The organism is Xanthomonas sp. LMG 12461, assembly GCF_009192935.1.
GTDB classification, from domain to species: Bacteria; Pseudomonadota; Gammaproteobacteria; order Xanthomonadales; family Xanthomonadaceae; genus Xanthomonas_A; species Xanthomonas_A sontii.
Genome location: NZ_NQYT01000001.1, coordinates 1 through 12,860, shown reverse-complemented (window position 1 = coordinate 12,860; position 12,860 = coordinate 1). Strand labels below are relative to the sequence as shown.

Sequence of the window (12,860 nt, the reverse complement as noted above, 5' to 3'; positions counted from 1 at the left end):
TCCAAAGAGCCAATTAATCCAGCCAATCGGCTCACCAATGTCCAACCAAGTAACCGAACCACGGCCCCGCTGGATCTGGCAGCAGCCCGACTGGCCCCGCTTCCACTGGCAGGCCGATGCCCTGGCGGCACTGCTGCGCGACTGCCAGCACGCCCACGGCCAGCTGCTCGGCATGGCCGGCGCGGTCGCCGGCGACCAGCAGGCCGCCGAAGCACTGGACACCCTGCTCTCCAACATCGTCACCTCCTCGGCCATCGAGGGCGAGCGGCTGGATGTCGGCTCGGTACGCTCCTCGCTGGCCCGCCATCTGGGGCTGGCCGAAGACAGCCCGCGCCGCACCACTGGCCGCAGCGAGGGGCTGGCCGAGCTGATGCTGGACGCCACCGGCCGCGCCGACGCCCCGCTGGACCTGCCCCGCCTGCTGCAATGGCACCGCTGGCTGTTTGCCGAACAGGACAGCCTGCTGCCCAGTCGCATCCGCATCGGCGCGCTGCGTGGCGATGCGCCGATGCAGGTCGTCTCCGGCCGGCTCGACCGCCCCATCGTCCACTTCGAAGCCCCGCCGCGCGACGGTCTGGACGCCCAGCTCGCCGCCTTCCTCGGCTGGTTCGCCAGCTCGCGCACCGACGCCACGCTGGACCCGCTGCTGCGCGCCGGCATCGCCCATCTGTGGTTCGTCACCCTGCACCCGTTCGACGACGGCAATGGCCGCCTCACTCGCTCACTCACCGATCTCGCCCTGGCCCAGGCGCAACCGCAGGCGATCCGCCTCCATGCACTGTCGGCCAGCATCCTCGCCGACCGCAGCGGCTACTACCGCAGCCTGGAAACCACCCAGAAAGGCTCGCTGGACATCACCGGCTGGCTGCGCTGGTTCCTCACCACCCTGCACGACAGCCTGGTGCAGGCACTGCACCGCATCGATCGGGTATTGGCCAAAGCACGCTTCTGGCAGCAGCATCACGCACAGCCGCTGTCGGCCGAACAGCTCAAGGTGCTCAACCGCCTGCTCGATGGCGGCGAGCGCGGCTTCGAACACGGCATCAGCGCCTCGCAATACCAGGCCGTGGCCAAGGTCTCCAAGGCCACCGCCACCCGCCACCTGGCCGACCTGCTGGAAAAAGGCTGCCTGCGCCGCCTGCCCGGCAGCGGCCGCAGCACCCGTTACGCCATCAACACGCCGGCCTCCAGCATCGCGCTGCCGGCCCGCACCACTTCAGAACAAGGCAGCACCCCATGACCCATAACGACATCGTCCAGAAACTCTGGAACCTCTGCGACGTCCTGCGCGACGACGGCATCAACTACAGCGACTACGTCACCGAGCTGGTGCTGCTGCTGTTCGTCAAGATGGAATACGAGCAGGTGCAGAACAATCCCAACTTCGAGCACAAGCTGCCCGCCGGCAGCCGCTGGCCCGATCTCAGCGGCAAGTCCGGCCTCAACCTGCTCAACCACTACCGGCAGATGCTGCTGGACCTGGGCCAGAGCAGCGATCCGATGATCGCCGCCATCTACGCCGACGCGCAGACCCGGCTCAAGGAACCGCGCCATCTGGAAACCCTGGTCACCGCGCTCGACGGGCTGGACTGGTTCAGCGCGCGCGAGGACGGCCTGGGCGACCTTTACGAAGGCCTGCTGCAGAAGAACGCCAACGAGACCAAGTCCGGCGCCGGCCAGTACTTCACCCCGCGCCCGCTGATCGATTCCATCATCCGCTGCCTGCAGCCGCAGCCCGGCGAAACCCTGCAGGATCCGGCCGCCGGTACCGCCGGCTTCCTGATCGCCGCCGATGCCTACATCAAGGTCAACACCGACGATCTGTACACGCTCGACGACAAGGCCCGCCGCTTCCAGCAGCACAAGGCCTATACCGGCATGGAGCTGGTGCCCGGCACCCGCCGCCTGGCGCTGATGAACTGCCTGCTGCACGGCATGTCCGGCGAAGGCGCCGGCGTGGTCCAGCTCGGCAACAGCCTCGGCAATGCCGGCGCCGCCTTGCCCAAGGTGGACATCATCCTGTCCAACCCGCCGTTCGGCACCGCCAAGGGCGGCGGCGGACCCACCCGTGACGACCTCACCTACAAGACCAGCAACAAGCAGCTCGCCTTTTTGCAGCACATCTACCGTGGCCTGAAGCCCGGTGGCCGCGCCGCCGTGGTGCTGCCGGACAACGTGCTGTTCGAGGCCGGCGTCGGTACCGACATCCGCCGCGACCTGATGGACAAGTGCACCCTGCACACCCTGCTGCGCCTGCCCACCGGCATCTTCTACGCGCAGGGCGTCAAGACCAATGTGCTGTTCTTCCAGAAAGGCACCGCCGCTAACCCGCGCCAGGACACCGGCTGCACCCAGGCCACGTGGGTCTACGACCTGCGCAGCAACATGCCCAGCTTCGGCAAGCGCACCCCGTTCGGGCCGACGCATCTGAAACCGTTCGAGGAGGCCTACGGCACCGACCCCAACGGCGCCAGCCCGCGCACCGATGAAGGCGAGCAAGGCCGCTTCCGTTGCTTCACCCGCGCCCAGATCGCCGAGCGCGGCGACTCGCTGGATATCAGCTGGCTCAAGGATGCCGACAGCGTCGATGCCAATAGCCTGCCCGCGCCCGAAGTGCTGGCCGCAGAAGCCATGGCCGAACTCAGCGAAGCGCTGCGCGAACTCGACGCGCTGATGCAGGCGCTGGGCGCCGGTGATGAGGCGCTGGAACAGAAGCGGCTGCTGGCCGAGGTGATGGGGCTGGAAGTGAGCAGCGGCGAGGTGGACGGTGAGTGAGTTGCCGGTTGGGTGGGGTCCCTGCCAACTTGGGGAAATTCTGGAGTTGAAGTACGGCAAGGCACTTCTAGCGACATCACGTGATGGTGGCGCTTACCCCGTCTATGGCTCCAATGGAATTGTTGGGAATCACTCAACCTATTTGGCAGAAGGCCCGACGGTTATCGTTGGCAGAAAGGGGAGTGTCGGTGAGGTTTGCTACTCAGCTGTTCCATGCTCTCCCATCGACACCACCTACTATGTTGATGAATTTGAAGTCACCCACTCCAAATTCATATATTACCTGCTGAGAAATCTAGATCTAGCTTCGCTAAATAAATCGACTGCGATTCCCGGTCTAAACCGACAGGATGCTTACGACCTGGAGATACCACTTGCACCGCTTGCAGAGCAAAAGCGCATCGCGCAGAAGCTGGATGCGCTGCTGGCCCAGGTCGACACCCTCAAGGCCCGCATCGACGCCATCCCCGCCCTGCTAAAGCGCTTCCGGAAATCGGTGGTTCACTCCGCTGTAATTGGGCGTCTTTCAGCTGACCTACGAGTTCCCATTGGGAAATCAGAAGAACAGGAGCAGCTTGGTCCGCTTGAGTCATGGCGCGAAGTTACGCTCGCCAGCCTGGGAGAGTTGTCACGAGGCAAATCCAAGCATCGACCACGGAACGACAGTCGCCTCTACGGCTCCGCATATCCCTTCATCCAAACGGGTGATGTAGCAAACTCAGGCGGAGCACTTACATCATCAAAAGTCTTTTACAGCGAATTTGGGCTAAAGCAAAGCAGGCTTTTCCCATCCGGCACGCTATGCATCACCATCGCGGCGAACATAGCCGACACTGCCATGCTCGCGATAGACGCCTGCTTCCCTGATAGCGTTGTCGGCTTCATCCCAAACAAGGATGATTGCATAGCACAGTTCATCAAGTACGTCATCGACGACAACAAGGAGTCGCTTGAGGCACTCGCACCTGCGACCGCGCAAAAGAACATTAATTTGAAGGTCTTGAACCAAGTCAAATTGCGCATTCCACCGATCAAAGAACAAATCGAAATCGTTCGCCGCGTCGAACAGCTCTTCGCCTACGCCGACCAACTGGAAGCCAAGGTCACCGCCGCCCAGCAGCGCATCGACGCGCTGACCCAGAGCCTGCTCGCCAAGGCCTTCCGCGGCGAACTGGTACCGCAGGACCCCAGCGACGAACCGGCCAGCGCGCTGCTGGAACGCATCCGCGCCCAGCGCGCCGCCGCGCCCAAACCAAAGCGCGGCCGCAAGGCGGCGACAAGCTGACCTGATCCATCCCATCCATCACAAGGAAGCGACCCCATGACCACATTCGACAGCACCAAACTGCCATTGAAGGACCTGCTCAAGGACGTCGTCCAAGGCAAGATCCAGCTACCGGATTTCCAGCGCGGCTGGGTCTGGGATGACGAACACGTGCGCAGCCTGCTGGTCAGCCTGGGGCGCTCGTTCCCGGTGGGCGCGGTGATGCTGCTGGAAACCGGCGGCGAGGTGCGCTTCCAGGTCCGCCCGGTGGAGAACGTGCCGCTGCAAGGACTGGCCGCTCCAGAAAAGCTGATCCTCGACGGTCAGCAGCGTCTGACGACGCTGACCCAGGTGCTCAAGCTGTCCGGCCCGGTCAAGACCACCACCGACAAAGGCAAGCCGGTCGACCGCCACTACTACATCCACATCCCCACCGCCCTGGCCGGCCCGGACCGGCTGGACGAGGCCATCATCGCCACCGACGGCAGCCGCCAGCAGCGCAGCGATTTCGGCCGTAGGCTGGATCTGGACCTGTCCACCCGCGAGCTGGAATGCAAACAGCTGTACTTCCCATGCTCGGAGATCCTGGAGGCGATGGGCTGGCTGCAGGACCTGTTCAAGTTCAACGCCGCTGCGCAGGCGCAATTCTTTGAGTTCAAAGAAAAGGTGCTCGATGCATACAACGAGTACCAGATCCCGCTGATCGTGCTGAAGAAGGAGACCAGCAAGGAAGCAGTGTGCCTGGTGTTCGAGAAGGTCAACACCGGCGGCGTACCGCTATCGGTGTTCGAGCTGGTGACCGCCAGCTACGCGGCCGATGGCTACAACCTGCGCGACGACTGGTACGGCAGCGAGCTGCGTAAGGTGTCCTCGCGCTACAAGCGGCTGGCCAAGGAACCCATCCTACGCGGGGTGGAGAACACCGACTTTCTGCAGGCGGTGACCATGCTGCACACGCTGGAAAAGCGCCGTGCCGATATCGAGGCCGGCAAGACCGGCAAGCAAGTGGCCCCGGTCAGCGCCAAGCGCGCATCGGTGCTGGAACTACCGCTGGATGCCTACAGGCGCTGGGCTGACCCGGTTGAACAAGGGTTCCTGCGTGCGGCCAAGTTCCTGCGCCAGGAATGTTTCACCGCGCCACGCGACCTGCCTTACCGCACCCAGCTGGCGCCGTTGGCGGCGGTGTTGGCACTGATCGGCGCCGACGAGCACTGGCGCGAGCCGCGCATCCACCAGAAGCTGGCGCAGTGGTTCTGGTGCGGCGTGTTGGGCGAACTCTACGGCGGCGCGGTGGAGACCCGCATCGCAAATGACGTCGACGAGCTGCTGAGCTGGATCGAGCATGATGACCAACCGCCGCGCACAATTGCCGACGCCACCTTCCAGATCGACCGCCTCGCCTCGCTGACCTCGCGCCTGAGCGCCGCCTACAAGGGCATTAACGTGCTGGTACTGCGCGAAGGTGCGCAGGACCTGTTCTGGAAGTCGCGTATTCGCGACCTGGAGGCCGACGAGGTGGCATTGGACATCCACCACATCTTCCCGCGCGACTGGTGCGAGAAGCAGAACATCCCGCGCCGGCGCTACGACTCGATCATCAACAAGACGCCGATCTCCTACAAGGCAAACCGCATGATCGGCGGCTCCGCTCCCTCCAGCTATCTGGCCGCCCTGCAGGCCCACAAGCAAGTCCAGTTGGATAACAGCGGCATGGACGCGCTACTGGCCAGTCATCGCATTCCGGTGGACGCCCTACGCGCCGACGATTTCGACAGCTTCTGCGCTCAACGCCAGCAGAACCTGCTCGCGCTGATTGAAGCGGCAATGGGAAAGCGTGCGGCGCCCGCGGATATGGTGACCAACTGATAAGTCGGAACACTGACACCGAAGGCAGTTATCGAATGCCACCAGGTTATCGACTGTCACTCTGCAAAGAGCAGCGGGGCGACCAGCGCCTCGCTTTCATTTCGTCAGCCTGATGGCTCCAACACGACGCGTCACGCAAACGGATCCTGCAGCACCATCGTGTGATCCCGGTCCGGGCCGGTGGAGACGATGGAGATCGGGCAGCCGGCCAGTTCCTCCAGCGCACGCAGGTAGGCGCGGGCGGCGGGCGGCAGTTCGTCCCACACGGTGATGCCGTGGGTGTTCTCGCTCCAGCCCGGGAACTCCAGGTACACCGGGGTGCACTCTTCCCAGCCCTGCGCGTCCAGCGGCGCGTATTCGGTGCGCTTGCCGCGGTATTCGTAGGCGATGCACACCTTCAGCTTCTCCATGCCGTCGAGCACGTCGAGCTTGGTGATGCACAGGCCGGAGATGCCATTGATGGCCACCGCCCGCTTCAGCGCGACGATGTCCCTCCAGCCGCAGCGGCGCGGGCGGCCGGTGGAGGCGCCGTACTCGGCACCGCGGTCGCGGATGCCCTGGCCGATGGCGTCGTCCAGCTCGGTCGGGAACGGGCCACCGCCCACGCGCGTGGCGTAGGTCTTGGCGATGCCCAGCACGTAGTCGATGTCCTGCGCGCCCACGCCGGTGCCGGCCAGTGCGCCGCCGACGGTGGTGTTGGAACTGGTGACGTAGGGATAGGTGCCGTGGTCGATATCCAGCAGCGCACCCTGCGCGCCTTCGAACAGCACGCGCTTGCCCTGCTTGCGCAGGTCGTGAAGGATGCCGGCGACGTCGGACTTCATCGGCTGCACGTACTCGCCGAAGGCCAGGGCCTCGTCATAACGGGAAACATGGGTCGGGAAACAGGGGTCAGAGTGCACTTCCATCTTCTTCTACTACCGACCTGACCTTTGGCGGCCGCCCGATTCTTGCAGGGCCGGCTCGACGGCCAAGCTGACGTTCAATCGCCTCTCGGAAACGGTCGTTGCCCAGCGCGCATTGCCGCTGCAAGTTGACGCGGATGGCCGCTGTCTCGTCTGGGCCGATCGCATCCGGCACGAAGCGGCGATAGTGGTCTGCGCGCTGGCCGGCTGGGGCAATGGCTAGATAGCTCGCATGGGGTTGTACCAGCGCGTTAGCCTGCCCGAGGCCATTGCAGGATGGCTCGACCGCAGATGGTCCGCCGGCGCGGTGGCCACTTCGGAGGATCCCTGCGACCTACGTAGGAAAGTGCACTTCTGCGCTGGGTTGATCGGGTACCATCGGAGAACCGTGAATGGGTATGCATCCTGACTTCCTGACTCTCCTGGACTGCTTCGCGCACCGGCTTCACCGGGCAACAGAGCATTCAGATAATTCAGGAAATTGCGAAATTACATGAAAATTAAATATTCGAACCACTTTTTCGATATCGCGCTTTTCCAAATCCTCCACCAATTCTTATCGCCGATCGCACAAGTACTTTTTGCAACACTTTCGGCCGCCATATTCTATTCACGCATCCACGCAGGATTTGGCGTCGCACTTTTTTCGACACTCTTCATCTACGTGGCATTCTGGGTAGCCCAAGCACTCTTTAGCATAGTGCACCAATTCTCGACACGCAGCAAAACCGTTTTGACCGAGCACGTCATCGAGCTGGAAAACGAGCACCTGCTTGAGCAGACAAAGTTCAACAAATCTTTGTTTTACTGGCCAGGCATTGAGAAGGCCGTTTCGCGCCCCGGATTTGTTGCGATCTATGTGACGCCGCAGATGGCGCACGTTATTCCAAACCGCTTTTTCTCATCCAAGGAAGAGAGGATGCGCTTTTTGACCATAGCTCGCGATAAAATTCGTTCGGCCAGAATCTAACAAGAAGTTGGAAAACAGGGGTCAGAGTGCACTTCCATCTTCTTCTACTACCGATCTGACCTTCGGCGGCCGCCCGATTCTTGCAGGGCCGGCTCGACGGCCAAGCTGGCGCTCAATCGCACCACGGAAACGGTCGTTGCCCAGTGCGTGTTGCCGCTGAGAAGAAACGGGGTCAGGTAGGCTTCCCAATTGAAACACGTGGCAAAAGCCAAGATCGGTGCTTTGCTGGCATAGGCCCGGATGGCCACCCGCGCAAAGGATCCAACTCATTCGATTAAGTGAATCTGACCTCGTTAGTCCGATGGCATGTGCAGCAAGCAGCGTCAGATGTTAGGCTACAAGTATGGGAATAGACATTCACCTTGAAGCCGATGAGCGCCTTTCAATTATCGCCATCTCTACAACATTACGCGAATTGGGCGCACTGGGCATAGCTAGCGACGACACTACAGCCGAAGGATTCTTCGACTCCGGACTGTCCGTTTACGCCATATGTGAGTTCCACGATCGGACGCTATACACAGAGGATACCAAGGGCATGGATTTTCCTGTAGCCATTCGTTGTTACTTGCGAATCAAAGGTCCCGAGCCGGCGGGATTATCTGCAACTGGCGACCTCGAGAAGTTCATTAAGCGAATTGCAACCAGAACTGAAGCTCGATTTTTAGTTTCACTCCAGCATGAGTCGGCCTTATATTGGAAAAATGACGATAGCCTGCATGCTGCCCAGCCGGCGACACGTTCAGAGACGGGGTCAGGTTGACTTCCTAAGTGAAACTACCCCGTTACACGGTCCAGACCAAGAACCGATGCTTCGCAGACATAGGCCCGCATGCCCGCGCAAGGGTTCAACTCAATCGATAAGTGAACCTGAACCCCGTCAGCCGCTCATGCCGATACCACTTTTTCAGACGAGCCCAATTAGCTATTCACACCACAATGAGCTCCACCATATTTCTTCATTACTTCCATCAAGGCCGCGAAAGGGCTGTCCCGTTCAAGCAAGTGCTTACCTTCCTCATGAAGTACGGCACACCTGGCGTTGGGCCCTACAGCAACGAGATAGTGTTCCCCGCCGAGCAGATCGCAGATATAGCGAATATTGTGCGTGACGGAGATGAAGGTGCCCTTTGTATAGCATTCAACAGACCCGTAATAAACGACCAATTTCGACAGTTTGTTTTTGAAGCAATGCAAAAATTCGGCTTCTCAGCATATGAAGATGCTTTTGATTGGGCGTACGTTCTTCCAGGGTCAGGCGGCGATGTTCCTCAAGCGCTGCTGGAAGAGTTATCGGATGGAGTTCAAGAGGTCCAAATCGCAGCGCAGTTGTGGCCCGACCATTAACTGGGTGACCTCTGATGGCGTTATGCTCACTTAAAAGCTCATCTTCGCTGTACAGCATCGGCAGTTGACATCCCCAAAAACCAGCAGCACCATCACCTCCAAGGAGCGTAGAAACTCCTCTCATAGCGGCACCCACCTCCGTCAAACCGGTGGTTTTTTTTGCCTGTTCGCAGGCACACTCCGACGCGCTGTCTGCGTCGGGAGGGCGTCGAATACAACACCCTTCGGGGAAATAAGCCCGCCGTCTATGAGCGGTTTCTAACCTCCCGACATCCCGTCGCCCTTCGGCGCGGGTTCCTGTCTGCCAAGGAGGCTGTGCCATGCGTCAACCGTCGCCCCGCCCCGCCGCTCCCTGCAAGCGCAAGTCGCACAAGCATCGCCACTGCCCGCAGTGGACGATCGTCGAATCGTCGCCCATCCCCATGCTGACGCCCGAACAGGTCGCCGCCGCCAACGCCGCCGATCTTGCCCGCGCCTCGCGACCGCCCCGCCGCCCACGCCCGCCACAGCAGTGCACCGTCGGCTGCGGCCGCTCCGCCAACGGCAAACGCAAGCCCGCGCTGCGCCTGGGCGGCCGCTGGATGGAAGAACTGGGCTTCACCATCGGTAGTACGCTGCGCGTGCAGGTGCGCGACGGCGAACTGGTGGTTAGCGTGGCCAGCAAGGGCTGACACGGCAGTCGCACACCACGCGTATCAAAAGATTGCTGAGATGGCGAACAACCACTTTGTTTCAAGACAGAGAAAATTGCACTTACCCCGTCAGCTTCCCTAGATCGACAACCACAGCTTCCCCGGGAACGAGGCCAGGTTGACTTCATAGCAATAGTCTCGCCTGGTCGATGGCAGTCTGCACGCTGGCTGGCCGGGGCAATGGCCAGATAGCGGCAGTCATCATGTATTCTGGATGACTATGGACGACGCCAAAAACCTGACCGCCTGCCCCAAGTGCTTGAGCACTTCTCACATTCGCGAGAAGACGCTTCTCATTGGATCCGCAAGTCCGAGAAAAATTTTTGGGAACGGTGAGGAGCGAGCCGGGTATCGACGAAAAGATCAACTTGCCGTGGATGAATGCAAGAGCGAAAAGTTGCAACCAGAACCACTACAGCAGTTCGTGGCTGGACATTACTGTGGAGTCTGCGGAATTGGCTTCCTGCCCGACGATATTGTCGAAAGCTCAATCTGGCCTGCTCCCGTTTTGTTTCGAGAATAAGCACGGAAATCGGCCACTCACCGACCGACCCGAGGCCGCCTCCTTAACGCGCCACCCACATCGCATCCCAGCCACCGCATGATCGCGCTCCTGCTTCCCCTGCTGGTGCTCGCCGCCCTCGGCTTCGTCCTCAGCCTCATCGTCCACGTGATGGCGCTTGCCGGGTACGTGCCGCCAGGCGGCGAGGCCGTCTTCGCCATGCACTTCGGCGTCTTCATCGTCTGGTTGCCGACCGCGCTGCTTTCCCAGTAAACAGTAAACAGGGGTCAGAGTGCACTTCCATCTCCTTCTACTACCGACCTGACCTTTGGCGGCCGCCCGATTCTTGCAGGGCCGGCTCGACGGCCAAGCTGACGTTCAATCGCCTCTCGGAAACGGTCGTTGCCCAGCGCGTGTTGCCGCTGCAAGTTGAGACGGATGGCTGCAGTCTCGTCCGGGTCGATCGCATCCAGCACGGAGCGGCGATAGTGGTCTGCGCGCTGGCCGGCCGGGCAATGGCTAGATAGCTCGCATGGGGTTGTAACAGCGCGAGCCTGCCCGACGCCATTGCAGGAATGGCTCGACCTACGGTAGTCCGCTGGATCGACAACCATGCCAGCCCGCACCGGATTGAGTTCGACGTAGCGATAACAGCGAAGCAGATAGATTTCGTCTTGAACTGGTCACAACTTGTAGCGACCTTCCCACAATGTACCGGTGCGATGGTATTGCGTGTTGATGTAGCGCACGTAGCGGCGACCAAGCGACTGCATCAGCGTCGGTGCCGTACCGGGCTGTTGGCTGGTGAGCAGCAAATGCACATGATTGGTCATCAACACGTAAGCATGCACCGCAATGCCGAGCTTGAGTGCCAGTTCGTGCAGATCCTGCAAGTAGCGTATACGATCAATGTCTGCGAAGAAGCATGGTTGCCGATCATTGCCCCGCTGCACGATATGCTGAGCGACGCATGGAAGATCCAAACGGGGACGACGTGGCATGTGCGATCCTTCCCGCTGAGGTGAGATCAGCTTCGTGCGTTCGAACGCCCCTTCCCATCGGGCAGCGTCCAGACTCTGTATAGGGAAAGTGCACTCTGACCCTGGTTTTCCCTGACGGCCCTTTGACGGCCCTTCGACATTCTCCGCTCTGAACCAGAGCCAGCGTGGCGCCGCCCAATGAGGCTCTAGTCGACTACACCTTTGTGCTGGAACAGGATAAGTGCACTCGATAGGTGCACTTTACCCCTGATTTTACGTTGTCACGCCCGGCAGCAAAGCGGCCTATCCGTCGCTACATTCCTTCGCGTCTTTGATTTCGACCGGAGTCAGCGCGACGCCGTCGCTGGTTTCGCTGATCCTGGAGATGGTGAGATGGCAGGTTTGGCGCGAGAGATCCAGGGAAACTTCGTAGTCCTGGCCTTTTTCGGGAACGAAGGACACGCCGAAATCCTTGCAGCGGCTCGAAATGCCGATCGGGCCCGTGGTTTCGTAATACGAGGCGTGAATGGCGATGGGCTCGCCGGCGGCAATGGCGTATTCACGATAGAACGCCTTGGCCAGGATGCCGCTACGTTGCTTGAGGTTGGTGACATTGGGAGTGACCGCCATTCCCAGGGAAATGTTCTTCTTGCTGCCGAAGGCACCGCTGAAGCCTCTACTGGAGGGCGTTTCGGTTTCAGCATCACCGCCATAGCACATGGCGTTGCGATAGAACTCCAGGCCAATCGCGGCCTGCCCGAAGAAACGGATCCGCGCCTGGTTGTCCGGGTTGACCCGTGCCTGCTCGCCCTCGTCGTCGAAGGGGATGGCTGCGGCAGGACAAGCTGCCGCGAAAAGCGCCGTCAGCATAAAAAGTTTGGGGAGGAGTTCCATTCTGACCTCATCGTGGCTTCAGATGGCAATAGCGGCGGCTGGCGGAGTTTCTGAAGCTGTTTGATCGTTCCGGAACAAGAGTCCGAAGCAGAGCGCGGGGGCGCACCCACCGCTTCCACTTCTGCTGCCGATCCGACCTTCGGCGGCCTCCCGACTCGTGCAGGGCCCGAAGTCCCCCCGCTTTCAGTAGCGGGGCTATTTAGAGTCCGGGTTTCATCGTAGCGGCTTTGGCCGCTAGCTGTTGGGCATAGACGGCCGGGGTCAGGCCGCCCAAGATCTTCTTCGGTCGCTCCTCGTTGTATTCCCGTCGCCAGGTCTCGATCTCGGTGCGGGCGTGCAGCAGCGTCGGGAACCAGTGTTCGTTGAGGCACTCGTCGCGCAGGCGGCCGTTGAAGCTCTCGATGTAGGCGTTCTGGTTCGGCTTGCCTGGCTGGATCAAGCGCAGCTGCACACAGCGCGCGTGGGCCCACGTCACCATCGTCTTGCCGCAGAACTCCTTGCCGTTGTCGGTGCGGATCACCTGCGGCAGACCCCGTGTCAGCGCCAGCCGATCCAGCACCCGCGCCACGCCGTGGCCGGAGATGGCCCGCTCCACCTCGATCGCCACCGCCTCGTGCGTGGCATCGTCGACGATGGTCAGGGCCTTGAGCATCACGCCCCCGGCG

General features: G+C 61.1%; 12 protein-coding genes and 1 pseudogene. 9 read left to right on the top strand and 4 right to left on the bottom strand.

Features of this window, described 5'->3' with window-relative positions; translation table 11 throughout:
• Positions 1-37: 37 nt before the first annotated feature.
• Genes CEK68_RS00065 through CEK68_RS00050 form a run of 4 tightly spaced genes read left to right on the top strand, consistent with a single transcriptional unit; the run spans position 38 to position 5,905 of the window.
• Positions 38-1,240, top strand: a complete 1,203-nt coding sequence (locus CEK68_RS00065; protein ID WP_152238145.1) for a Fic family protein — start codon at positions 38-40, stop codon at positions 1,238-1,240.
• Positions 1,237-2,775 carry an N-6 DNA methylase gene (locus tag CEK68_RS00060; RefSeq protein ID WP_152238144.1) on the top strand — a complete coding sequence of 513 codons (1,539 nt, stop codon included), beginning with the start codon at positions 1,237-1,239 and terminating at the stop codon, positions 2,773-2,775. Before CEK68_RS00065 ends, CEK68_RS00060 begins: the two co-directional genes overlap by 4 nt.
• Positions 2,768-4,060, top strand: a complete 1,293-nt coding sequence (locus CEK68_RS00055; protein WP_152238143.1) for a restriction endonuclease subunit S — start codon at positions 2,768-2,770, stop codon at positions 4,058-4,060. The genes CEK68_RS00060 and CEK68_RS00055 overlap by 8 nt, the downstream gene beginning before the upstream one ends.
• Positions 4,061-4,096: 36 nt before the next feature.
• A complete protein-coding gene (locus CEK68_RS00050) occupies positions 4,097-5,905 on the top strand; it encodes a DUF262 domain-containing protein (RefSeq protein ID WP_152238142.1) in 1,809 nt (602 codons plus the stop codon).
• 131 nt (positions 5,906-6,036) lie between these two features.
• Here CEK68_RS00050 and CEK68_RS00045 read toward each other — a convergent pair.
• A pseudogene (locus tag CEK68_RS00045) lies at positions 6,037-6,768 on the bottom strand (adenylosuccinate synthetase); the annotation flags it as partial.
• 535 nt (positions 6,769-7,303) lie between these two features.
• Between CEK68_RS00045 and CEK68_RS00040 the strand changes: the two are divergent.
• The 5 genes from CEK68_RS00040 to CEK68_RS20910 all read left to right on the top strand — a co-directional run bounded on the left by CEK68_RS00040 (position 7,304) and on the right by CEK68_RS20910 (position 10,594).
• Complete coding sequence (locus CEK68_RS00040) at positions 7,304-7,780, top strand: YcxB family protein (protein WP_152238141.1); 477 nt, start codon at positions 7,304-7,306, stop codon at positions 7,778-7,780.
• 343 nt (positions 7,781-8,123) lie between these two features.
• Positions 8,124-8,543 carry a hypothetical protein gene (locus tag CEK68_RS00030; protein WP_152238140.1) on the top strand — a complete coding sequence of 140 codons (420 nt, stop codon included), beginning with the start codon at positions 8,124-8,126 and terminating at the stop codon, positions 8,541-8,543.
• Positions 8,544-8,644: 101 nt separating this feature from the next.
• Entirely contained in the window at positions 8,645-9,127 is a 483-nt protein-coding gene (locus tag CEK68_RS20915) for a hypothetical protein (protein ID WP_193314059.1), read from the top strand.
• Between the two features lie 422 nt (positions 9,128-9,549).
• Positions 9,550-9,798, top strand: coding sequence for a SymE family type I addiction module toxin (locus CEK68_RS00020; RefSeq protein WP_152238139.1), 249 nt, complete (start codon positions 9,550-9,552; stop codon positions 9,796-9,798).
• Positions 9,799-10,420: 622 nt separating this feature from the next.
• A complete protein-coding gene (locus CEK68_RS20910) occupies positions 10,421-10,594 on the top strand; it encodes a hypothetical protein (RefSeq protein ID WP_017916501.1) in 174 nt (57 codons plus the stop codon).
• A 410-nt stretch (positions 10,595-11,004) separates the two neighbouring features.
• Here CEK68_RS20910 and CEK68_RS21140 read toward each other — a convergent pair whose 3' ends face one another.
• From CEK68_RS21140 to CEK68_RS00005, 3 genes are all read right to left on the bottom strand, one after another.
• Positions 11,005-11,322, bottom strand: coding sequence for a transposase (locus CEK68_RS21140; RefSeq protein ID WP_081613560.1), 318 nt, complete (start codon positions 11,320-11,322; stop codon positions 11,005-11,007).
• A gap of 282 nt (positions 11,323-11,604) precedes the next feature.
• Complete coding sequence (locus CEK68_RS00010; RefSeq protein ID WP_152238138.1) at positions 11,605-12,195, bottom strand: hypothetical protein; 591 nt, start codon at positions 12,193-12,195, stop codon at positions 11,605-11,607.
• Between the two features lie 199 nt (positions 12,196-12,394).
• Positions 12,395-12,860: integrase core domain-containing protein (locus CEK68_RS00005; protein ID WP_152238137.1), on the bottom strand; the 466-nt coding region annotated here is incomplete at its 5' end.

What these genes read in the sequence shown, in the direction of transcription:
- CEK68_RS00065 (WP_152238145.1), top strand. Translation starts at nt 38, where the DNA reads ATGTCCAACCAAGTAACCGAACCACGGCCCCGCTGGATCTGGCAGCAG.
- CEK68_RS00060 (WP_152238144.1), top strand. Translation starts at nt 1,237, where the DNA reads ATGACCCATAACGACATCGTCCAGAAACTCTGGAACCTCTGCGACGTC.
- CEK68_RS00050 (WP_152238142.1), top strand. Translation starts at nt 4,097, where the DNA reads ATGACCACATTCGACAGCACCAAACTGCCATTGAAGGACCTGCTCAAG.
- CEK68_RS00040 (WP_152238141.1), top strand. Translation starts at nt 7,304, where the DNA reads ATGAAAATTAAATATTCGAACCACTTTTTCGATATCGCGCTTTTCCAA.
- CEK68_RS00030 (WP_152238140.1), top strand. Translation starts at nt 8,124, where the DNA reads ATGGGAATAGACATTCACCTTGAAGCCGATGAGCGCCTTTCAATTATC.
- CEK68_RS00020 (WP_152238139.1), top strand. Translation starts at nt 9,550, where the DNA reads ATGCTGACGCCCGAACAGGTCGCCGCCGCCAACGCCGCCGATCTTGCC.
- CEK68_RS20910 (WP_017916501.1), top strand. Translation starts at nt 10,421, where the DNA reads ATGATCGCGCTCCTGCTTCCCCTGCTGGTGCTCGCCGCCCTCGGCTTC.
- CEK68_RS21140 (WP_081613560.1), bottom strand. Translation starts at nt 11,322, where the DNA reads ATGCCACGTCGTCCCCGTTTGGATCTTCCATGCGTCGCTCAGCATATC.
- CEK68_RS00010 (WP_152238138.1), bottom strand. Translation starts at nt 12,195, where the DNA reads ATGGAACTCCTCCCCAAACTTTTTATGCTGACGGCGCTTTTCGCGGCA.